Annotated in this window: 20 protein-coding genes; 12 read left to right on the top strand and 8 right to left on the bottom strand. The window is 67.8% G+C overall.

Going from position 1 to position 20,035, the window contains the following annotated elements; genetic code table 11:
- Nucleotides 1-1,605, bottom strand: coding sequence for a sugar ABC transporter ATP-binding protein (locus ACAM42_RS28435; RefSeq protein ID WP_369630149.1), 1,605 nt, complete (start codon nucleotides 1,603-1,605; stop codon nucleotides 1-3).
- A 61-nt stretch (nucleotides 1,606-1,666) separates the two neighbouring features.
- The gene (locus ACAM42_RS28430) at nucleotides 1,667-2,620 is read right to left on the bottom strand and encodes a sugar ABC transporter substrate-binding protein (protein ID WP_062479141.1); all 954 of its coding nucleotides are present in this window, start codon (nucleotides 2,618-2,620) and stop codon (nucleotides 1,667-1,669) included.
- Nucleotides 2,621-2,884: 264 nt separating this feature from the next.
- Here ACAM42_RS28430 and ychF point away from each other — a divergent pair, with 264 nt between their 5' ends.
- A complete protein-coding gene (gene ychF / locus ACAM42_RS28425; RefSeq protein ID WP_095948031.1) occupies nucleotides 2,885-3,976 on the top strand; it encodes a redox-regulated ATPase YchF in 1,092 nt (363 codons plus the stop codon).
- A 132-nt stretch (nucleotides 3,977-4,108) separates the two neighbouring features.
- Here the strand turns inward: ychF and ACAM42_RS28420 are convergent, their stop codons facing one another.
- The gene (locus ACAM42_RS28420) at nucleotides 4,109-5,098 is read right to left on the bottom strand and encodes a trypsin-like peptidase domain-containing protein (RefSeq protein WP_369630148.1); all 990 of its coding nucleotides are present in this window, start codon (nucleotides 5,096-5,098) and stop codon (nucleotides 4,109-4,111) included.
- A 135-nt stretch (nucleotides 5,099-5,233) separates the two neighbouring features.
- Between ACAM42_RS28420 and ACAM42_RS28415 the strand changes: the two genes are divergently transcribed.
- A complete protein-coding gene (locus ACAM42_RS28415) occupies nucleotides 5,234-5,908 on the top strand; it encodes a glutathione S-transferase (RefSeq protein WP_062479135.1) in 675 nt (224 codons plus the stop codon).
- Nucleotides 5,909-5,927: 19 nt separating this feature from the next.
- Here ACAM42_RS28415 and ACAM42_RS28410 read toward each other — a convergent pair whose 3' ends face one another.
- Nucleotides 5,928-6,398: a YqaA family protein gene (locus ACAM42_RS28410; RefSeq protein ID WP_062479132.1), complete on the bottom strand. Its 471-nt coding sequence runs from the start codon at nucleotides 6,396-6,398 to the stop codon at nucleotides 5,928-5,930.
- A 183-nt stretch (nucleotides 6,399-6,581) separates the two neighbouring features.
- On the opposite strand from ACAM42_RS28410, the gene dusB reads away from it, so the two are divergent.
- Genes dusB through purH form a run of 3 tightly spaced genes read left to right on the top strand, consistent with a single transcriptional unit; the run spans nucleotide 6,582 to nucleotide 9,529 of the window.
- Entirely contained in the window at nucleotides 6,582-7,640 is a 1,059-nt protein-coding gene (gene dusB / locus ACAM42_RS28405) for a tRNA dihydrouridine synthase DusB (protein ID WP_070062764.1), read from the top strand.
- Nucleotides 7,641-7,668: 28 nt separating this feature from the next.
- Nucleotides 7,669-7,905: a Fis family transcriptional regulator gene (locus ACAM42_RS28400; protein ID WP_056577757.1), complete on the top strand. Its 237-nt coding sequence runs from the start codon at nucleotides 7,669-7,671 to the stop codon at nucleotides 7,903-7,905.
- Nucleotides 7,906-7,921: 16 nt separating this feature from the next.
- Nucleotides 7,922-9,529: a bifunctional phosphoribosylaminoimidazolecarboxamide formyltransferase/IMP cyclohydrolase gene (gene purH / locus ACAM42_RS28395; RefSeq protein ID WP_369630147.1), complete on the top strand. Its 1,608-nt coding sequence runs from the start codon at nucleotides 7,922-7,924 to the stop codon at nucleotides 9,527-9,529.
- Nucleotides 9,530-9,600: 71 nt separating this feature from the next.
- On the opposite strand, the gene ACAM42_RS28390 is transcribed toward purH, so the two are convergent.
- Together ACAM42_RS28390 and ACAM42_RS28385 are read right to left on the bottom strand one after the other, a co-directional pair.
- The gene (locus ACAM42_RS28390) at nucleotides 9,601-10,077 is read right to left on the bottom strand and encodes a hypothetical protein (protein ID WP_369630146.1); all 477 of its coding nucleotides are present in this window, start codon (nucleotides 10,075-10,077) and stop codon (nucleotides 9,601-9,603) included.
- A gap of 143 nt (nucleotides 10,078-10,220) precedes the next feature.
- Nucleotides 10,221-11,117 (bottom strand): LysR substrate-binding domain-containing protein, encoded by an 897-nt coding sequence (locus ACAM42_RS28385; RefSeq protein WP_062479122.1) that lies wholly within the window; start codon nucleotides 11,115-11,117, stop codon nucleotides 10,221-10,223.
- A 159-nt stretch (nucleotides 11,118-11,276) separates the two neighbouring features.
- Here ACAM42_RS28385 and ACAM42_RS28380 point away from each other — a divergent pair, with 159 nt between their 5' ends.
- Nucleotides 11,277-12,254 (top strand): Bug family tripartite tricarboxylate transporter substrate binding protein, encoded by a 978-nt coding sequence (locus ACAM42_RS28380; RefSeq protein WP_369630145.1) that lies wholly within the window; start codon nucleotides 11,277-11,279, stop codon nucleotides 12,252-12,254.
- Nucleotides 12,255-12,307: 53 nt separating this feature from the next.
- Nucleotides 12,308-13,708 (top strand): amidase family protein, encoded by a 1,401-nt coding sequence (locus tag ACAM42_RS28375; protein WP_369630144.1) that lies wholly within the window; start codon nucleotides 12,308-12,310, stop codon nucleotides 13,706-13,708.
- A gap of 16 nt (nucleotides 13,709-13,724) precedes the next feature.
- Here the strand turns inward: ACAM42_RS28375 and hemL are convergent, their stop codons facing one another.
- Complete coding sequence (hemL, locus tag ACAM42_RS28370) at nucleotides 13,725-15,005, bottom strand: glutamate-1-semialdehyde 2,1-aminomutase (protein WP_369630143.1); 1,281 nt, start codon at nucleotides 15,003-15,005, stop codon at nucleotides 13,725-13,727.
- On the bottom strand, nucleotides 15,005-15,970 hold the full coding sequence (locus tag ACAM42_RS28365; protein WP_062479115.1) for a bifunctional hydroxymethylpyrimidine kinase/phosphomethylpyrimidine kinase: 966 nt from the start codon (nucleotides 15,968-15,970) through the stop codon (nucleotides 15,005-15,007). Before ACAM42_RS28365 ends, hemL begins: the two co-directional genes overlap by 1 nt.
- A 111-nt stretch (nucleotides 15,971-16,081) precedes the next feature.
- Between ACAM42_RS28365 and ACAM42_RS28360 the strand changes: the two genes are divergently transcribed.
- From ACAM42_RS28360 to ACAM42_RS28340, 5 genes are all read left to right on the top strand, one after another.
- Nucleotides 16,082-16,252, top strand: coding sequence for a rubredoxin (locus ACAM42_RS28360; RefSeq protein WP_007838397.1), 171 nt, complete (start codon nucleotides 16,082-16,084; stop codon nucleotides 16,250-16,252).
- Nucleotides 16,253-16,333: 81 nt separating this feature from the next.
- Nucleotides 16,334-16,732 carry a PleD family two-component system response regulator gene (locus ACAM42_RS28355; protein ID WP_021012487.1) on the top strand — a complete coding sequence of 133 codons (399 nt, stop codon included), beginning with the start codon at nucleotides 16,334-16,336 and terminating at the stop codon, nucleotides 16,730-16,732.
- Entirely contained in the window at nucleotides 16,732-17,097 is a 366-nt protein-coding gene (locus ACAM42_RS28350) for a PleD family two-component system response regulator (protein ID WP_062479114.1), read from the top strand. The genes ACAM42_RS28355 and ACAM42_RS28350 overlap by 1 nt, the downstream gene beginning before the upstream one ends.
- A gap of 19 nt (nucleotides 17,098-17,116) precedes the next feature.
- Complete coding sequence (locus tag ACAM42_RS28345; RefSeq protein ID WP_062479111.1) at nucleotides 17,117-17,650, top strand: chemotaxis protein CheW; 534 nt, start codon at nucleotides 17,117-17,119, stop codon at nucleotides 17,648-17,650.
- 42 nt (nucleotides 17,651-17,692) lie between these two features.
- Entirely contained in the window at nucleotides 17,693-20,020 is a 2,328-nt protein-coding gene (locus ACAM42_RS28340) for a methyl-accepting chemotaxis protein (RefSeq protein WP_095948039.1), read from the top strand.
- Nucleotides 20,021-20,035 lie beyond the last annotated feature (15 nt).

The following is a 20,035-nucleotide window of genomic DNA, read 5'->3' as shown; positions in this document are numbered from 1 at the left end:
TCAGGCGTCGGCGGAAGTCGGGGCGGAGGCTGCGGAAGAAGGGGCGGAATCCGCCGGGGAGCCGGGCACGCGGCCCGTGGCGTCGCTGAAGGCGGCGGCGAGCAGCGACTGTTCGCTCCACTCGCCGCGTTCGAACACAGCGACCAGCCGGCCGGCGCTCATCACGCCGATGCGGTCGCACATGGCCATCAGCTCGCGCAGGTCACTGGACACCATCAGGAGCGCCTTGCCGGCGTCGGTCATGCGGTCGAGTTCGGCGTACAGGTCGGCGCGCGCGCCCACGTCCACGCCGCGCGTGGGTTCGTCCAGCAGCAGCACCTTGCATTCGCGGTGCAGCCAGCGTGCGAACACCACCTTCTGCTGGTTGCCGCCGCTGAGCGTCGATACGGGTTGTTCGATGCTGCGCGAGCGGATGCGCAGCAGCTCCACCAGCCGGCGCGCAATCTGGCGCTCCTTGGCGCGGCGCAGCCAGCCGGCATGCGAGATCGCGCCGAGGTCGCTCAGCGTGGCATTGACGCGGATCGGCTGCGTGAGCAGCAGGCCCTGCGACTTGCGGTCTTCGGTGACGAGGCCGATGCCCGCGCGGATGGCCTGCATCGGCGAGCGCCAGCCCTTGCGCGCATGCCGCACGGGCTGCGCGGCCGGGGTGCCGTCGTGCAGCACGACCTCGCCGCGGTCGGCGCGGTCGGCGCCGAACAGCAGCCGCACGAGCTCGGTGCGGCCCGAGCCGACCAGGCCGGCCAGGCCCATGACTTCGCCCGCGCGCAGTTCGAGATCGACGTCGCGCACCACCTGCGCCCGGCCGATGCCGCGCGCGCTCAGCAGGACCGGGCCCGCCACGCGGCGCGCGCGGCCTTCGTGCTCGTGCACCGCGCGCCCGACCATGCGCTGCACCAGTTCGGATTCGCGCACGCCGGCCATGGCGCGCACGTCGACCAGCTTGCCGTCGCGCAGCACCGCCACGCGGTCGGCGATGCGCTGCAATTCTTCGAGGCGGTGCGACACGTAGACGATCGCCACGCCGCGCAGCTTCAGCAGTTCGATCTGCTCGAACAGGTGGGCGGTTTCGCGCGGCGTGAGCATGGCGGTGGGCTCGTCGAGCACCAGCACGCGCGTGTCGTCCTGCAGGTTGCGCGCAATTTCCACCATCTGCTGCTGGCCGATGCCCAGCCGCGCCACCGGCGTGGCCGGGTCGATGCCGTCCAGGCCGATCTTGGCGAGCTGGCGCTCGGCCAGCTCGTACAGCGTGGCGCGGCGGATCCAGCCGCTCTTGTGCGGCAGGCGGTCGAGCAGCAGGTTCTCGGCCACCGACAGCGTGGTGACGAGGCCGAGTTCCTGCATGACCATGCGCACGCCCAGGCGCTCGGCATCGCGGCGCGAGGCTGGCGCGAAGGGCTGGCCATCGAGCAGCATGCCGCCGCGCGTGGGCTGCACCAGCCCGCAGACGATCTTCGACAGCGTGCTCTTGCCCGCGCCGTTCTCGCCCGTGAGCGCCAGCACCTCGCCGGCGCGCAGCTCGAGGGAGACGTCGTCGAGCACCGGCGCCGCGTAGTCCTTGCCGACCGTGCTCAGGGCGAGCACGGCGGTGGGTAAGGGCGGATTCATGGCGGCGTCGGGTGCGGCAGTCAAAACGAGGTCTTCTTCTTTTTAGGGGGAGCGGAGCGGCTTACTTGGACGACTTGGTGACCAGCACCACGTCGGTCTTCACTTCGGCCGGCATTTCCGATTGCTTCTTCTTGTCGGCGATGGCCTTCAGCGCGGTCTCGATGCCGAACACGGCCTGCTTGGCGGCGAACTGGTCGGCGGTGGCGAGCACGCGGCCGTCCTTCAGCATCGGCTTGATGGCGCCGATGTTGTCGTAGCCCACCACCAGCACCTTGCCGGTCTTGCCCGCGGCCTTGACGGCGGCGACGGCGCCCAGCGCCATGCTGTCGTTGCCGGCCAGCAGGGCCTTCAGGTCGGGGTGCTCGCGCATCATGCCGGCGGCCACGGTGTTGCCCTTGTCGATTTCCCACTGGCCCGACTGCACGCCGACCACGGTCATGCCGCCGGCCTTCATGGCGTCCTGATAGCCCAGCGTGCGCTGCTGTGCATTGAAGGTGGTCGACACGCCTTCGATGATGCCGACCTTGTCGCCCGACTTCAGCTCCTTGGCCAGCGCATCGCCCACCAGCTTGGCGCCGGCGCGGTTGTCGGGGCCGACGAAGGGCACCTGGATGCCCTTTTCCTTCAGGGCGTCGGCGTCCAGCCGGTTGTCGATGTTCACGACCAGGATGCCCTTGTCGATGGCCGCCTTGATCACCGGCACCAGCGCCTTCGAATCGGCGGGCGCGATGACCAGCGCGTTGATCTTCTGCGCCACCATCTGCTCGACCATCTTGATCTGGGCGGCGGTGTCGGTCTCGTCCTTGATGCCGTTGGCCACCAGCGTGTACTGCGCGGCGTTGGCCTTCTGGTGCGCCTTGGCGCCGTCTTCCATGGTGCGGAAGAACTCGTTGGCCAGCGACTTCATGACCAGCGCGACCTTCGGCTTGTCCTGCGCGAAGGCGGGCGTTCCGGCGATGGCGCCCAGCAAGGTCAATGCGGCAGCGCTTTGCAGGGTACGGCGGGTGAACTTCATGGTGGATGTCTCCTGAAATGAGGGGTCAGAGCGGAACGCCGGTCTGTGCCGGGGGCCCCGATGTTAATCGAGGGAAACGTTTGCGCAAACGTTTGCCAGTCGGGTCAAACCCTGAGCCTTTCAGCCCTCGAAGCCGCTGCCAGAGGGCTTTCGGGCGGAGTCGAGCGCCTTGGAAAAAGGGCGCGCCGGCGTGGCGGGAAGGGAGCCTGGCCAGGGGGAGAACCCGGTCAGCCTAAAATCGGGGGTTACCCAAGAGGACCTCCCATGAGTTTGCAATGCGGCATCGTCGGCCTGCCCAACGTCGGTAAATCCACCCTTTTCAATGCGTTGACCAAGGCCGGCATCGCAGCGGAAAACTATCCGTTCTGCACCATCGAGCCCAACGTGGGCGTGGTGGAAGTGCCCGATCCGCGGCTCGACCAGCTGAGCGAGATCGTCAAGCCCGAGCGCGTGGTGCCCGCCATCGTCGAGTTCGTCGACATCGCCGGCCTGGTGGCCGGTGCCAGCACCGGTGAAGGCCTGGGCAACAAGTTCCTGGCGCACATCCGCGAGACCGACGCCACCGTCAACGTGGTGCGCTGCTTCGACGACGAGAACGTGATCCACGTGGCCGGCAAGGTCGACCCGATCTCCGACATCGAGGTGATCCAGACCGAACTCTGCCTGGCCGACCTGGCCACGGTCGAGAAGGCGCTGCACCGCCACACCAAGGTGGCCCGATCGGGCGACAAGGACGCGCAGAAGCTCGTCGGCCTGCTCGAACGCTGCCAGGCCGCGCTGAACGAGAACACGCCCGTGCGCGCGCTCGAGTTCACCAAGGAAGAGATGCCGCTGGTGAAGAGCTTCACGCTCATCACCGCCAAGCCCGCCATGTTCGTGGGCAACGTGTCGGAAGACGGCTTCGAGAACAACCCCTACCTGGACCGCCTGCGCGAGTACGCCGCCAAGCAGGGCGCGCCCGTGGTCGCCATCTGCGCCAAGATCGAAGCCGACCTTGCCGAGATGGACGACGAAGACAAGAAGATGTTCCTCGCCGAAATCGGCCAGGAAGAACCGGGCCTGAACCGCCTGATCCGCGCCGCCTTCAAGCTGCTGGGCCTGCAGACCTACTTCACCGCCGGCGTGAAGGAAGTGCGCGCCTGGACCATCCACATCGGCGACACCGGCCCCCAAGCTGCCGGCGTGATCCACGGCGACTTCGAGAAGGGCTACATCCGCGCCCAGACCATCGCGTTCGACGACTACATCGCCTTCAAGGGCGAGCAGGGCGCGAAGGACGCGGGGAAGATGCGGTCGGAAGGCAAGGAATACGTCGTCAAGGATGGCGACGTGATGAACTTCCTGTTCAGTTCGTAATTGAGCTCGCCCCCAGGCTGCGCGCACTTCGTGTCGCTACGCCAACCCCCTACCGGGGGCAACACCTGAGGCCCGGCGAAGCCGGATCCTCGGTGTTTCGCGAAGGGGCTTCGCTGTCGCTTGCCTCGTCGATCAGTTGGTTTTCTGCTTGCCCCACACCACCGTGTCGTCCACCGCATAGGCCGCACACGTCACCTTGCGTTCGGTGCAGCCTTTGAGATGCTCGGTCAGCGCGGCCGAGTTGGTGGCGGTGCCGAATTTCTGGTCGCTCGTGATCAGGAAGATGCGGGGCCGGGCCTGCAGCAGGAACTGGCGGTAGGCGTTGTGCACCGGTGTCGGGTCGGCGCCGATGGGTGGCAGGGCCTGCAGGTCCGACAGCTCGGCGTGGCCGGACGGCGCGGGTTCCCCGTTGGGGCCGAACACCACGCCGGTGCTTTTCAGCAAATCGCGCCATGTCGCCAGCTCCGTGGTCACGCGCTGCGGCAGTTCCATCACCCATTGCGCCGGATAGGCAAAGCCAAGGTTCGCGCCGCCGGGCGCCACGCTGTCGGTCACGCCGACCAGCCGGCCCTCGGTGTCGAACAACCCGCCGCCGCTGGAGCCTGAAGACACGGGCGCCGAGGTCTGCACGATCGGCAGTTGCCCGGGCGCGCGCGGACGCAGCGCCGAGATCAGGCCCTCGCTCAGCGTGCGTTCGAGGCCATGCGGGCTGCCGACGGCGAACACGCGCTGGCCGACGCGCAACTCGGCGGCGGGGACGATCTGCACGGCGGGCAGCTGCAGCGGCGTTTCGCTCGTGAGCACGCACAGGTCGCGCGACGGATCGGGGTCGCGCACGATGCGGGCGATGCGCAGCGTGGTCGGGCCCTGCACCGCGGTGACGGCGACGGCGCCGTCGACCACGTGGCAGGCCGTGGCCAGCGCGCCCGGGGTCACAGCCACCGCGCTGCCGATGGCGGTCTGGTTGTTGCCGCGCTCGCCTTTCACGGTCCAGACGGCGGGCGCGACCTTGCGGAACACCTCCTCGGGCGTGAGTGCCCAGGCCTGGCAGGCCGCAAGGCCGAGCCAGAGTCCGGTGATGAGTAGCGAGGTGCGGCGGCGCCGCGTGAAGTGAGGAGCCATCCGGGTCAGTGTAGGAAGCCGGTCCACGGTTTGCCGTAGGCGGTCACGCTGTCGCAGCGGGCGCCCGGAACCCGCGTGCGTTGGTTAGACTGCGCGCCCGCTGCATCCTCCGCCGGAAGGCCTTCATTCGCCATCATGCTCACCGTCCATCACCTGAACAACTCGCGCTCGCAACGTGTGCTCTGGCTGCTCGAAGAGCTCGAGCTGCCCTACGAGATCGTCCACTACCAGCGCGATCCCAAGACCATGTTGGCGCCCGCTTCGCTGAAGGCCGTGCATCCGCTGGGCAAGTCGCCGGTGGTGACGACCGACGACGGCGCGACGCTGGCGGAATCGGGCGCGATCATCGAGTCGCTCATCGAACGCTACGGCCAGGGCCGGCTCGCGCCCGCGCCGGGTTCGCCCGAGGCTTTGCGCTACCGCTACTGGCTGCACTTCGCCGAAGGCACGGCGATGTCGCCGCTGCTGCTCAAGCTGGTGTTCGACCGCATCGAGACGAGCAAGATGCCCTTCTTCGCCAAGCCGATCGCCAAGGCCATCGCGGCGAAGGCGAAGTCGGCCTTCATTCATCCGAACATCACAGGCCATCTGAATTTCATGGAGGCCGAACTTGGCCGCAGCGAGTGGTTCGCGGGCAATGAATTCACGGGCGCCGACATCCAGATGAGTTTCGTGGTCGAAGCCTCGCAGGCGCGCGGCGGGCTCGATGCGCGGCGGCCCAAGCTCATGGCCTACCTGGAGCGCATCCATACGCGCCCGGCCTATAAGCGCGCGCTGGAGCGCGGCGGCCCCTACGAACTGCTGAGCTGAGTTTTTTCGAACGCGCGCTTCATGACGGGAAGACGTAAAGGAGCGCGTAGGTCATCGTCACATAACGCAGGAACTTGCCGATCGCCATGTAGCCCACGCAGGGCCAGAACGGCAGCTTGAGCCAGCCGGCGACCGCGCACAGCGGGTCGCCCACGATCGGCAGCCAGCTCAGCAGGCAGGCCTTCGGGCCCAGCCGCTCGAGCCAGCCGAGCACGCGCAGGTGGTGTTTCGAGTGCGAGTACTTGTCGGCCACCTTGTGCGCGCCGTAGCCCATCCACCAGTCGACCGCGCCGCCCAGCGTGTTGCCCACGGTGGCCACGGCGATGGCCTGCCAGAACATCTCGGGGTTGAGTTTCAGCAGGCCGAACAAGATCGGTTCGGAGCCCACCGGCAGCAGCGTGGCCGACACGAAGGCCGCGATGAACAGCGTCGAAAGTCCGTACTGGGGGAGCGCGAGGAGCGCCAGGAGTGCGTCGAGCCAGGCTTGCATAAGGTCGGCGAAGTATAGGCAGCGCTCACGTCGCAAGCGCGTGGGAGAAGGCCCCGCGAAATACTGGTGTTTACGCCTGTGTCGCAAGCGCAAAAAGGCGTAAATCGTTTCAGTCGCTGAAATGCCACGTGGCTACAATCGTGCCTCATTTTTCAGCAGCCGACCCGCACAGCACTCCTTCCCATGACCTTGCAGATCGGCACCCACACGCTGGAAAACCGGCTGTTCGTCGCGCCCATGGCCGGCGTGACGGACCGGCCCTTCCGCATGCTGTGCCGCGAACTCGGCGCGGGCTATGCGGTCAGCGAGATGGTCACCTCGCGCAAGGAACTCTGGAACACGCTGAAGACCTCGCGGCGCGCCAACCACGACGGCGAGCCGGGCCCCATTGCGGTGCAGATTGCCGGCACCGACGCAGCCATGATGGCCGAGGCCGCGGTCTACAACATCGAGCGCGGCGCGCAGATCATCGACATCAACATGGGCTGCCCGGCCAAGAAGGTCTGCAACAAGTGGGCCGGCTCGGCGCTCATGCGCGACGAGCCGCTGGCGCTGGAAATCGTGCAGGCCGTGGTCGACGCGGCGCAACCCTTCAACGTGCCGGTCACGCTCAAGATGCGCACCGGCTGGAGCGAAGACCACCGCAACGCGGTGAAGCTCGCACGCGACTTCGAATCGGCCGGCGTGCAGATGCTCACGGTGCACGGGCGCACGCGCGAGCAGGGCTACAAGGGCCACGCCGAGTACGACACCATCGCCGCCGTGAAGGCCGCGGTGCGCGTGCCGGTGGTGGCCAACGGCGACATCCGTTCGCCCGAGAAGGCGCGCGACGTGCTCGCGGCCACGGGCGCCGACGCCGTGATGATCGGCCGCGCCGCGCAGGGCCGGCCGTGGATCTTCCGGGAGATCGCGCACTTCCTGGACACCGGCACCCACCTGGCGCCGCCGCTGGTGGCGGAGGTGCGCCGGCTGCTGCTCGACCACCTGGTGGAGCACTACGCGCTGTACGGCGAATTCAGCGGCGTGCGCACGGCGCGCAAGCACATCGGCTGGTATGTGCGCGCGCTGCCCGACGGCGAGGCGTTCCGCGCACGGATGAACGCCATCGAAGACTGCGCCGGCCAGCTGCGCGCGGTCGACGACTATTTCCAGGGGCTTGCGGACCGCATGGACCGCATGCCCGCCCCGACGGCAGACGAGGAGCCGGCGGGAGAAGAGGAGACGGCCTGCGCCGTCGATTGAGCGAAGACAAAAAGAGAAGAAGCAAGCAATGAGCAAGAAACACATCGAGGACTGCGTTCGCAGCAGTCTGGACAGCTACTTTCGCGATCTGCGGGGCACCGAACCCGACGGCATGTACGAGATGCTCGTGCGCGTGGTCGAGAAACCCCTGCTCGACGTCGTCATGACGCGCGCCGAAGGCAACCAGTCCCGGGCCGCCCAATGGCTGGGCCTGAACCGCAACACGCTCCGCAAGAAATTGGTCGAGCACAAACTTTTGAAATAACTCCACGGCATATCCCATGGCTCAGACCGCACTCCTTTCCGTTTCCGACAAGACCGGCATCCTTGAATTCGCGCAGGCCCTGCATGGCCTGGGCGTCAAGCTGCTGTCCACCGGCGGCACCGCCAAGCTGCTGGCCGACGCCGGCCTGCCGGTGACCGAGGTCGCCGACCACACCGGCTTTCCCGAAATGCTCGACGGCCGCGTGAAGACGCTGCACCCGAAGATCCACGGCGGCCTGCTGGCGCGCCGCGACCTGCCCGCGCACGTCGCCGCCATCAAAGAGCACGGCATCGACACCATCGACCTGCTGGTGGTCAACCTGTACCCGTTCGAAGCCACCGTGGCCAAGCCCGGCTGCACGCTTGAGGACGCCATCGAGAACATCGACATCGGCGGCCCGGCCATGGTGCGCAGCGCGGCCAAGAACTGGAAGGACGTGGGCGTGCTCACCGACGCCTCGCAGTACGCCGTGGCGCTGGCCGAGCTCCAGGCCGACGGCAAGCTCAGCGACAAGACCAAGTTCGCGTTCTCGGTGGCCGCGTTCAACCGCATCGCCGACTACGACGGCGCGATCAGCGACTACCTCTCGGCCATCGACTTCGACGCCAGCATCGGCCAGCCTGCGCCCACGCGCTCGCTGTTCCCCGCGCAGAGCAACGGCCGCTTCGTGAAGGTGCAGGACCTGCGCTACGGCGAGAACCCGCACCAGCAGGCCGCGTTCTACCGCGACCTGTACCCGGCGCCCGGTTCGCTCGTGTCGGCCAAGCAGCTGCAGGGCAAGGAGCTCAGCTACAACAACATCGCCGACGCCGATGCGGCGTGGGAATGCGTGAAGAGCTTCGACGTGCCCGCCTGCGTGATCGTGAAGCACGCCAACCCCTGCGGCGTGGCCGTGGGCGCCGACGCGCTCGAGGCCTACAGCAAGGCCTTCAAGACCGATCCGACCTCGGCCTTCGGCGGCATCATTGCCTTCAACCGTCCGGTCGACCTGGCCACTGCGCAGGCCGTCAACAAGCAGTTCGTCGAAGTGCTGATGGCGCCGGGCTACACGCCCGAGGCACTCGAAGTGTTCCAGGCCACCAAGGCCAAGCTCAATGTGCGCGTGCTCGAGATCGCACTGCCCCAGGGTGGCGCCACCGACTGGGACAACGGCCGCAACGCGATGGACGTCAAGCGCGTCGGCTCGGGCCTCCTGATCCAGACCGCCGACAACCACGAGCTGGCCCTGGCCGACCTCAAGGTGGTCAGCAAGAAGCAGCCCACGCCGCAGCAGCTGCAAGACCTGCTGTTCGCCTGGAAGGTCGCGAAGTACGTCAAGAGCAACGCGATCGTGTTCTGCGCCGACGGCATGACGATGGGCGTGGGCGCCGGCCAGATGAGCCGCCTCGACTCCGCGCGCATCGCCAGCATCAAGGCCGAGCATGCGGGCCTGTCGCTCAAGGACACGGCGGTGGCGAGCGACGCCTTCTTCCCGTTCCGCGACGGCCTCGATGTGGTGGTGGACGCGGGCGCGGGCTGCGTCATCCAGCCGGGCGGCTCGATGCGCGACCAGGAAGTGATCGACGCGGCCGACGAGCGCGGCGTGGTGATGGTGTTCTCGGGCGTGCGCCACTTCCGGCACTGAGCCTGCGGCCCTGCGGGGCCTGCCCGAACAAGGCCAGGGTCGCTCACGCGGCCCTGGCTTTTTTGTTGCCGTTACTCGTGCGTGCCGAAGCGGTACTTCAGCTGGAAGCTGATCGCGCCGTACAGCCGGTTCCTGATCGTCGGCACGTAGGCGATGTTCAGGCCCCAGTTCTTGCCCTCGATGGCGGCGGTCGGAATGATGGCGGGGAACCAGTTGCCGTTGCGGTAGTCGGGGTAGCCGTCGAAGCCGCCCACCACCGCGCCGAACTTCACGCCGTAGAACTCGAAGGGCAGGATGTACAGGCCGACGTAGTGCGACTGCCGCCGGTTGCTGTTGTGGAAGGTGCCGGCCGTGACGCGGTAGGTGTCGTTCAGCGGGTACTCGAAGCCCAGGCCCGGGTTGGCGTTTTCCAGGCCCTTGCCGCTGTCGAAGTGGGCCGAGTAGAAGCCGGGGTTGACCCAGATGTTCTTCGGCTCGAAGGACTGCGCCAGCGCGAGGCCCGGCAAAAGAAGGACACTCAGCAGCGGCAGCATGCGCAAGGGGGTCATGGGCGGGGCATCCTGAAATTGGTCTGTCTCGCGGCTTCGATGGTGGCTGCGATGACGGCTTCCCTTGGGTCTGCGTGCGTGGGCACGGCCCCGCGAACGCCGGCGCAATATACACGCGGCGATCACGAAAACGATGACATCGCTCAGGCGGGCCGCGCCAGGTACTTGCGAAACAGCTCGGCCAGCCGCAGCGCCGCCAGCGACAGCGGCTTGCCGCGCGGCGAGACGATGCCCAGTTCCAGCGGCGGCACCGGCATCGCGAGCGGCACGCGCTCCACCAGGTCGGCATACGGCGGCATCGTGAGCATGCCGGCCGGCCCGACCATCAGCGCGTCGCTGCGGGTCAGCAGGCCCCAGCTCACGCCGAACGACGCCACCTCGATGCGGTGCTCCGGCAGCGGCAGGCCCTGCGCGGCGTACTGCTCCAGCAAAAAGGTGTGCTGGCTGCCGGGCGCCAGGTGCATCAGCCATTCGGCGCCCGCCACTTCTTCCCATCGGGTGGCGCGGTTCAGCGGATGGCCGCGCCGGCAGAGCACCGCCATCTCGATCATGTCGAGCCGCTCGAACGCGAAGTCGGCGTCGAGCGCCGCGGCCACCGGGCCCGCCACCGCGAAGTCGATCGTGCCTTCGCGCAGCAGCGGCAGCACCTGGGGGATCAGGCCGTCGAAGAGCTTGAGCTGCGCATGCGGCATCGCCTTGCGAAACGCGCGCACCACCTCGGGCAGCACGCCCAGGAACACCATCGGCGTCACCGCCACGGCCACGCGCCCGTGCTGGCTGCCCTGCAGGATGCGGATGTCCTGGCGCGCGAGTTCGAGCTGCTGGTGTGCGAGCCGCGCGCGCACGGTGAGCTGGCGGCCGCACTCGGTGAACTCGATGCCGCGCGAGCTGCGCAGCACCAGTTGAGCGTCGACCTCGGCCTCGAGTTCGCGGATCGCCTTGGTCACGGCGGCCTGGCTCAGGTGCAGGCTGCGCGCGGCGGCGCGGATGCTGCCGGTGTCGGCCAGCCGCAGCCAGGCCTTGAGCTGGTGGTCCTTCATGCGGCGCATTCTGCCGCCCGGTGCCACCGGGTGATCCCCAGACAAACGCAGGTTGTCATCGCGACAAGCGATTGTCTTTTCCGGCGCGCGGCCGATTTCTAGACTTTGCGCACCGGTCGTCTCATGGTGAGCGGCGGGACTCTCACAGGAGATACCTTCGTGCCTGCACTGTCATTCGCGTGGACCCGCCGCACTGTCCTGGCCGGACTGGCCGCTGTTGCCCTGGGCGCCTCGGCCCAGTTTCCCGAGCGCCCGTTGAAATTCATCGTGCCCTACGCCGCCGGGTCGGGCGTGGACGTCGCGGTGCGGCCGGTGGCCGACGCCATGGGGCGCGAACTGGGCCAGGCCCTGGCGGTGGACAACCGCCCCAGCGCCGGCGGCATCGTCGGCACGCAGGCGCTGGCCACCTCCGCGCCGGACGGCTACACGGTCGGCTACGGCAACCTCGTCACGCTGAGCATCAACCCGGCCTTCTTCTCGAAGCTGCCCTACGCACCCGAGAAAGACCTGGTGCCGGTCGGCCTGATCTCGAGCAACGCCTACGTGCTGATCGTGCGCAAGGACCTGCCGGTGCGCAACCTGCGAGAGCTGGTCGCCTATGGCCGCGAGCACCCGGGCAAGCTCTCGGTCGGCTCGCCCGGCATCGGCAGCGCGGGCCACCTGACCGGCGAACTGCTGAAGGCCGAGACCGGGCTGACGATGGTGCAGGTGCCCTACAAGACCGGCACCCAGGCGGTCGGCGACATGGTCAACGGCCAGCTCGACGTGACCATCGAGAACATCTCGGCGGTGCTGCCGTTCATCCAGCAGGGCCGGGTCAAGGCGATTGCCGTGACCAGCGCGAAGCGCGCCGGCGTGCTGCCCGAGGTGGCGACGGTGGCCGAGAGCGGCGTGCCCGGTTTCGAGGTGGTGGCCTGGGGCGCGCTGATGGCGCCGGCGGGCACGCCGCGCAAGACGGTCGACCGGCTCAACACCGCGTTGCGCGCCGCGCTCGCCGACCCGGCCGTGGTGCGCGCCAACGCCGCGCTGTCGATCGAGGCGCTGCCCTCGAGCCCCGAGGAACTCAGCGCGCTGATGAAGCGCGAGAAGCCGCGCTGGGCCGACGCCGTGCGGCGCGCGGGCGTCAAGGGCGACTGACGCACGTCCGACCGATCGATCGATCGATTTCATTTTTCTCAAGGAGACAACGCATGCAACTCTGGCAACTGGAAGCCGCCGACCTGGCGCAGCGCATCAAGGCGCGCGAGGTCTCGTGCGTCGAGGCGGTGCGCAGCAGCCTGGCGCGGCTGGAGGCCGTCAACCCGCGGGTGAACGCGGTGGTCGACGGCTGCGCCGACGAGGCGCTGGGCGCGGCGGCGCAGGCCGACGCGGCACTGGCGAACGGCGAAGCGACCGGACCGCTGCACGGCGTGCCGGTCACGATCAAGGTCAACGTCGACCAGCGTGGGCACGCCACCACCAACGGCGTGGAGGCTTACCGCAGCGTCGTGGCCACGGACGACAGCCCCGTGGTGGCGAACCTGCAGCGCGCCGGCGCGATCGTGGTCGGCCGCACCAACACGCCCGCGTTCTCGATGCGCTGGTTCACCGACAACGCGGCCCACGGGCGCACGTTGAATCCGTACAACGCCGACGTCACGCCGGGCGGTTCGAGCGGAGGCGCGGCGGCGGCGGTGGCAGTGGGCATCGGCGCCATCGCGCACGGCAACGACCAGGGCGGATCGATCCGCTACCCGGCCTACGCCTGCGGCGTGTACGGCCTGCGCCCGAGCTTCGGGCGCGTGCCGGCCTTCAACCCCTCGGGCGCGGGCGAGCGGCCGATGGTGGTCCAGCTCACGTCGGTACAGGGGCCGCTGGCGCGCAGCGTGCGCGACCTGCGGCTGGCCTTTGCCGCGATGGCGCAGCGCGATGTGCGCGACCCGTGGTGGGCGCCCGCGCCGCTGGAGTCGGCCACGTCGGGCAGTCCCGTCAGCGTGGCGTTGTGCACCGAGCTGCCCGGCTACGCCTGCGACCCCGAAGTGGCTGACGCGTTGCAGCGCGCCGCGCGCCGCCTGGAGAGTGCCGGCTACCGCGTCGAGCCTGCGCAGCCGCCGCGCCTGCGCGAGACGGCCGACCTCTGGCTGTCATTGACGATGGCCGACAGCCGGCTGTTGGTGGAAGAGGCGCTCATGCGCGACGGCGACGACACCATCCGCCAGGCCTACCGCGCCATGGATGCGCACGCGCCGCAGTTCGACACGGTGAGCTACATGCGTGCCCTGGCCGCGCGCACTGGGCTGATGCGCGAATGGGCGCTGTTCCTGCAGCGCCATCCGCTGCTGTTGATGCCGGTGTCGTGGCGCCATCCGTTCCCGGTCGACGCCGACCAGCGCGGCAGCGCCGCGATGCGGGAGATTCTGGATGCGCAGAGCCCGCTGCTGTCCACCGCGATCCTGGGCTTGCCGGGGTTGTCGGTGCCGATGGGGCTGCGCCACGGGCTGCCCACGGGCGTGCAACTCGTGAGCGACCGCTTCCGCGAAGACCTGTGCCTGGCCGCGGCCGAGGTGCTCGAAGCCGAGGCCGGGCCGGTGGCGGCGGTCGACCCCGCCTGAGCGGGGAGGGCGCGCGTCAGCGCTTGCGGAAGATGTCGCGCGCCGCCTCGATGGTGGCCGCGATGTCGTCCTCGCTGTGCGCGGCGCTCACGAAGCCTGCTTCATAGAGTGCCGGCGCGATGTACACGCCGCGGTCGAGCAGGCCGTGGAACAGCGCATTGAACTGCGTGTTGTCGGTGGTCATCACCGTCGCGTAGTTCTGCGGCAGCTCGTTCATCAGGAAGAAGCCGAACATGCCGCCTTCGCTGTCGGCGTTGAAGGGCTGGCCCTCGGCGGCCGCGGCGGCCTTCAGGCCGTCGACCAGCGTGCGGGTCTTCTTGGCCAGCGCTTCGTAGAAGCCGGGCTTCGAGATTTCCTTCAACGTGGCCAGGCCGCAGGCGGTGGCCACCGGGTTGCCCGACAGCGTGCCGGCCTGGTAGACCGGGCCCAGCGGCGCGAGCTGCTCCATGATGGCGCGCGGGCCGCCGAAGGCCGCCAGCGGCATGCCGCCGCCGATCACCTTGCCGAGCACCGTGAGGTCGGGCGTGATGCCCAGCACGCCTTGCGCACCGTGCAGGCCGACACGGAAGCCGGTCATCACCTCGTCGAAGATCAGCAGCGCGCCGTGCTGCGTGCACAGCTCGCGGCAGCGCTTGGCGAAGGCGGGCGTGGCGCGCACGAAGTTCATGTTGCCGGCGATCGCCTCGATCATCAGGCAGGCGATGTCCTGGCCGTGCAGCGCGAAGGCTTCCTCGAGCTGCTGCAGGTTGTTGTACTCGAGCACCAGCGTGTGCTGCACCACCTCGGGCGGCACGCCGGCCGAGGTCGGGTTGCCGAAGGTGGCCAGGCCCGAGCCGGCCTTCACCAGCAGCGCGTCGGCGTGGCCGTGGTAGCAGCCTTCGAACTTGACGATGGTCTTGCGGCCGGTGGCGCCGCGCGCCAGGCGCAGCGCGCTCATGGCGGCTTCGGTGCCCGAGCTCACGAGGCGCACCATCTCCATCGACGGCACCAGGGCCAGGATGGCTTCGGCCAGCTCGATCTCGCGCTCGGTCGGCGCGCCGTACGAGAAGCCTTCGAGCACGGCCTTCTGCACCGCCTCGACCACGGCGGGGTGGCCGTGGCCCAGGATCATCGGACCCCAGGAGCCGATGTAGTCGATGTAGCGCTTGTCGTTGGCGTCCCAGAAATAGGCGCCTTGCGCGCGCTGGATGAAACGGGGCGTGCCGCCGACGGCCTTGAAGGCGCGCACGGGCGAGTTCACGCCGCCGGGGATCACGGCGCGGGCGCGCTCGAAAAGAATGTCGTTCTGGTCAGTCATCAGTGTCGCGTGTCGTGCGGGGGTAAAGCGAAATCGGGAGGGGTGTCGGGCGCGTCGTCATCGTCTTCGTCGTCCTCGGGCTCGGCCCAGAACAGGCGGTCGGGCAGCACGTGGCCCATGCCGGGGCGAAAGCCCGCGTCGAGGCAGCGGTCCATGTAAGCGAGCGCTTCGGTCGTGGCGGCCACGAGGTCGGTGCCGCTGGCGAGCAGGGCGGCGAGCGCGGCCGAGAGCGTGTCGCCGGCGCCGGCGAAGACGGCTTCGAGCCGTTCGTACTTTTCGCTGGCCAGCACCGACTGCGGCGAGGCCAGCACGTTGTCGATGAACTGGTCGGGCAAGACCATGCCGGTGACCAGGGTGTAGGGCACGCCGAACTCGCCGGCGGCCTTGGCGATGTCGCGCGCGCCGGGCGGGCGCTCGCCGCTCCAGTCGGGCAGCAGCCAGCGCCACAGGGTGCTGTGGTTTCCAACCAACACCGTGGTCTGGGGCAGGACGAGGTCGCGAAAAGCGTCGAGATAGGCCTCGATCAGGTTCTCGTCCCACCACGACAGGTTGGGCATGTAGGCCACCACGGGCACGTCCGGGTAGTCGGCGGCGGTCTCGGCGATGGTGCTCAGCGCCTCGGGGGTGCCGGCAAAGCCGACCTTGATCAGCTGGACTTCGACGTCTTCCAGGATGGCGCGGGCCTGCTCGGCCACGGCCTCTTCCTCGAAGGCGAAGTGGTCGAAGATCTCGGCCGTGTCGCGCGCGTAGGCGCCCGTCACCACCGGCAGGATGTGAGCGCCCACCGATCCCATGGCCAACGCGTCCGCGCCCAGGCCGCCCGCGCCGCTCGGATCGCTGGCATTGAACACCAGCACGCAGGGGGGATTCAGGTCGCGTTCGCTCAGCGCCTCGTCGTCCTGCGAGGGGTCGTTAAGATTGCCCGGTTTGCGGGCGTTCTCGTCTGGATGTAAGTAGATGGTCATACGCCTAGCGAAATCCCCTGGATGGTGGCATAGGCGCGACGTTTACGGTCTGCCAGTGAGATACGCATAGATACACTCGTTGCATTTAATGAACAAGGACTTTAAGCTCCGATGAACACGAAAACTTGGATGTGCCTGATTTGTGGGTGGATCTATGACGAAGCGGTTGGTGTACCGGAAGACGGCATCGCGGCAGGCACGGCCTGGGCCGATGTGCCGATGAACTGGACCTGTCCTGAGTGCGGTGCGCGCAAGGAAGACTTCGAAATGGTTGAGATCTGACAAGCATGGCATAGGGCTACGCGATCTGCGTCGATGTTCGGCGCGGCGGGCATCCAAGTCTCATGAGCAGGAGCGTTTGCAATGGGCCCGAATGGATCTGGTTACAAGGTGCTGGTCATCGATGACAGCAACACCATCCGGCGCAGTGCCGAGATTTTTCTGAAGCAGGGTGGGCACGAGGTTCTTCTCGCGGAAGACGGCTTCGACGCGCTCTCCAAGGTTAACGACCACAAGCCTCACCTGATTTTCTGCGACATCCTGATGCCTCGCCTCGACGGCTATCAGACCTGCGCCATCATCAAGCGCAACGCGCATTTCTCCAATGTCCCGGTCGTCATGCTGTCTTCGAAAGATGGCGTATTCGACAAGGCCCGCGGCCGCATGGTCGGGTCCCAGGACTATCTCACCAAGCCATTCACCAAAGACCAGCTGCTGCAGGCCGTGCAGCAGTTTGGCATTGTTCAACAGGAAGTGCAGTAATGCCCATTCGAAAAATCCTCGTCGTCGACGACTCCAAGACGGAACTGGTGTTCCTGACCGACCTCCTCCAGAAGAACGGTTTCTCCGTGAAGACGGCCGAAAACGCCGACGACGCGATGCGCCGCCTCGAGGAAGACCACCCCGACCTGATCCTCATGGACGTGGTCATGCCCGGCCAGAACGGCTTCCAGCTCACGCGCGCCATCGCCCGCGACCCGAAGTACGCCGCCATTCCGATCATCCTGTGCACCAGCAAGAACCAGGAAACCGATCGTGTCTGGGGCATGCGCCAGGGCGCACGCGACTACATCGTGAAGCCGGTCAACGCGGCCGATCTGATGTCCAAGATCAGCGCGCTCGCCTGAGCGGGTACCTGCGCACTCCATGGCGAATCGCGACGCGCTGCGCGCCTTCCAGTCCCGGCTTGCGAGCCGCCTCCAGGCCGCGCGCACCACGGGCGTGGCCGCGAGCTGGCTGGCGGTCGAGGCGGGTGAGGGCAAGTACCTCTTTCCGCTGGCGCACGCCGGCGAAATCTTTCCCTGGACGCCGCCCCAGCCCGTGCCCTACACGGAGCCCTGGTTCCTCGGCGTCGCCAACCTGCGCGGCGGCCTGTACGGCGTCGTGCAGCTGTCGGCGTTTGCGTCCGGTGCGCCGGGCGCCCCCGCCGCCACCGAGGCGGCACGCATCCAATCGCGGCTCGTGGCATTCAACGAGCTGCTCGAAGTCAACTGCGCATTGCTGGTCGATCGACTGGCGGGGTTGCGGGGTGCGGAGGCCTTCACGGCCGCCGACGCCCCGGGCGCAGAGGCCCCGGCCTGGCACGGGCATCTGTACACCGACGCAGCAGGAGAGCGCTGGCAGGAAGTCAACCTGCAGGCGCTTTCGCAGCAACCCCAGTTTTTGAGTATTGGTGCGTAGTGCTTCGGCACATGGCACTGGCAACCACCTGAAGGACCGACCGTGAGCTCGATCGCCGACAAGTTCAAGAAATTACTCCCCGCGACCAACGGGAACGACAAGGCCCGCGTCGACGGCTCCGGTTCGATATCGCTCGACGATGTCGACACGGTTCAGGTTCCGGACGAAAAAACGATCCGCCTCGCCAAGAAGGGCGAGGGCGCATCCGCCGCCACAGCCGACACCGGCTTCGGCGGCATCGACGCGCTGGGCGATCCGGCGTCCGTCGAGGCTGCCAACGCGGCCACGCTCGAAGCGGTTCCGCTGGCCCCCGCCGCGGGCGGCGGCATGGGCGCCAACCCCGCCAAGCAGCAGCGCGTGCTGGCCATCATGCTGGCCATCGTGGTGCTGGCGCTGTTGCTGGTGGCCGGCTCCGCCATCCTTCGCGCGGAACGCCTGGCGCAGCAGGTGGCGGCCACCGGCCAGTCGCTGATGCAGTCGCAGCGCCTGGCCAAGTCGATCTCGCAGGCCCTCGTCGGCAGCGCCTCGGCGTTCGTCGAAGTGAAGGACAGCGCCGACGACCTCTCGCGCCGCGTGCAGGGCCTGACCAACGGCGACGACGCCTTGCGCCTGGAAGCCGTCGGCAACCAGTACGACGAGGAGATGAACAAGATCAACCCGCTGGTCGCCCGCGCCGACACCAGCGCCAAGGCCGTGCTGGCCCAGCGCCAGATCCTGACGCAGGTGGGTGCCGCCTTGCGCGACATCAACCAGCAGTCGTCCACGCTGCTCGAAATGACGGAAACCGTCGCGTCGCTGAAGATGCAGCAGAACGCCACGCTGCCCGAGATCTCGGCCGCCGGCCAGCTCGTGATGCTGACGCAGCGCATCGGCAAGTCGACCAACGAGTTCTTCACGGTCGAGGGTGTGAACCCCGACGCCGTGTTCCTGCTGGGCAAGGACCTGAACACCTTCCAGGAAACCACCCGCGGCCTTCTCGACGGCAACGCGCAACAGCGCTTCCCCGGCTCGAAAGACCCGCAGACGCGCCAGCAGCTCGAAGCCATCCTGAAGACCTACGAGCAGATGCGCACACAGGCCTCGGCCATTCTGGGCAACCTGCAAGGCCTGGTGGCCGCGCGCGAAGCACAGGCGTCCATCCTGACCGACAGCGAGCCGCTGCGTAAGTCGCTGGGCGAACTGCAAGAGAAGCTCTCGGCACGCACCGGCCTGGGCGCCGGCACCATCGTGCTGCTGTTCGTGCTGTCGCTGGCCGCCCTGGCTCTGGCCGGCGCCATCGGTTTCGTGCAGGTGCGCGAAGGCCGCGAACGTGCCGCCGTCGCCGAACGCGAGCGTCTGGCTGCCGAGCAGGCGTCTGAAGAAGCCGGCCGCGTGAACAACGCCAACCAGGCCGCCATTCTTCGGCTGATGAACGAACTGCAGACAGTGGCCGAAGGCGACCTGACGCAGGAAGCGACCGTGACCGAGGACATCACCGGCGCCATCGCCGACTCGGTGAACTACACGGTGGAAGAACTGCGTTTGCTGGTGGGCAACGTGCAGAACACGGCAACCCGCGTGGCGCAGACGACGTCGCAGGTGGAAAACACCTCGACTGAACTGCTCGCCGCCTCGACCGAGCAGCTGCGCGAAATTCGCGAAACCGGCCAGTCGGTGCTGACCATGGCCGAGCGAATCAACGGCGTGTCCTCGCAAGCGCAAGAGTCCGCCACGGTGGCGCGCCAGTCGCTGCAAGCCGCATCGTCGGGCCTGCAGGCCGTGCAGAACGCCATCGGCGGTATGAACTCGATCCGCGACCAGATCCAGGAAACTTCCAAGCGGATCAAGCGCCTGGGCGAATCGTCGCAAGAGATTGGCGAAATCACCGAGCTGATCTCGGACATTACCGAACAGACCAACGTGCTGGCCCTGAACGCCGCCATTCAAGCGGCATCCGCCGGTGAAGCCGGCCGAGGCTTCTCGGTGGTGGCGGAAGAAGTTCAGCGACTGGCCGAACGCTCCGCAGACGCCACGCGCCAGATCTCGGCGCTGGTGAAGGCGATTCAGACCGACACGCAGGATGCGGTGGGCGCCATGGAGCGCTCCACGCAGGGTGTGGTCGAAGGGGCCAAGCTGTCCGACAACGCGGGTACCGCGCTGTCCGAGATCGACCGCGTGTCGCGCCGACTCGCTGACCTCATCGAGCAGATTTCGCAGTCCGCCTCCCGCGAGGCCGATTCGGCCAACGTGGTGGCCGCCAACATCCAGCACATTTTTGCCGTGACGGAACAGACCGGAGAAGGCACGCGGACCACGGCCCAGCAGGTGCGCGAGCTCTCGCAGATGGCCGAAGAACTGCGTCGCTCGGTCGCTCGTTTCAAGATCGCGTGACAACAGATAGATAAG

It is taken from the genome of Variovorax sp. V35 (genome assembly GCF_041154465.1).
Classification (GTDB): domain Bacteria; phylum Pseudomonadota; class Gammaproteobacteria; order Burkholderiales; family Burkholderiaceae_C; genus Variovorax; species Variovorax boronicumulans.
This window is presented reverse-complemented; position numbering and strand designations above follow the sequence as displayed.

Coding starts and splice junctions, on each gene's coding strand:
- ACAM42_RS28435 (WP_369630149.1), bottom strand. CDS start 1,605: ATGAATCCGCCCTTACCCACCGCCGTGCTCGCCCTGAGCACGGTCGGC.
- ACAM42_RS28430 (WP_062479141.1), bottom strand. CDS start 2,620: ATGAAGTTCACCCGCCGTACCCTGCAAAGCGCTGCCGCATTGACCTTG.
- ychF (WP_095948031.1), top strand. CDS start 2,885: ATGAGTTTGCAATGCGGCATCGTCGGCCTGCCCAACGTCGGTAAATCC.
- ACAM42_RS28420 (WP_369630148.1), bottom strand. CDS start 5,098: ATGGCTCCTCACTTCACGCGGCGCCGCCGCACCTCGCTACTCATCACC.
- ACAM42_RS28415 (WP_062479135.1), top strand. CDS start 5,234: ATGCTCACCGTCCATCACCTGAACAACTCGCGCTCGCAACGTGTGCTC.
- ACAM42_RS28410 (WP_062479132.1), bottom strand. CDS start 6,398: ATGCAAGCCTGGCTCGACGCACTCCTGGCGCTCCTCGCGCTCCCCCAG.
- dusB (WP_070062764.1), top strand. CDS start 6,582: ATGACCTTGCAGATCGGCACCCACACGCTGGAAAACCGGCTGTTCGTC.
- ACAM42_RS28400 (WP_056577757.1), top strand. CDS start 7,669: ATGAGCAAGAAACACATCGAGGACTGCGTTCGCAGCAGTCTGGACAGC.
- purH (WP_369630147.1), top strand. CDS start 7,922: ATGGCTCAGACCGCACTCCTTTCCGTTTCCGACAAGACCGGCATCCTT.
- ACAM42_RS28390 (WP_369630146.1), bottom strand. CDS start 10,077: ATGACCCCCTTGCGCATGCTGCCGCTGCTGAGTGTCCTTCTTTTGCCG.
- ACAM42_RS28385 (WP_062479122.1), bottom strand. CDS start 11,117: ATGAAGGACCACCAGCTCAAGGCCTGGCTGCGGCTGGCCGACACCGGC.
- ACAM42_RS28375 (WP_369630144.1), top strand. CDS start 12,308: ATGCAACTCTGGCAACTGGAAGCCGCCGACCTGGCGCAGCGCATCAAG.
- hemL (WP_369630143.1), bottom strand. CDS start 15,005: ATGACTGACCAGAACGACATTCTTTTCGAGCGCGCCCGCGCCGTGATC.
- ACAM42_RS28365 (WP_062479115.1), bottom strand. CDS start 15,970: ATGACCATCTACTTACATCCAGACGAGAACGCCCGCAAACCGGGCAAT.
- ACAM42_RS28360 (WP_007838397.1), top strand. CDS start 16,082: ATGAACACGAAAACTTGGATGTGCCTGATTTGTGGGTGGATCTATGAC.
- ACAM42_RS28355 (WP_021012487.1), top strand. CDS start 16,334: ATGGGCCCGAATGGATCTGGTTACAAGGTGCTGGTCATCGATGACAGC.
- ACAM42_RS28350 (WP_062479114.1), top strand. CDS start 16,732: ATGCCCATTCGAAAAATCCTCGTCGTCGACGACTCCAAGACGGAACTG.
- ACAM42_RS28345 (WP_062479111.1), top strand. CDS start 17,117: ATGGCGAATCGCGACGCGCTGCGCGCCTTCCAGTCCCGGCTTGCGAGC.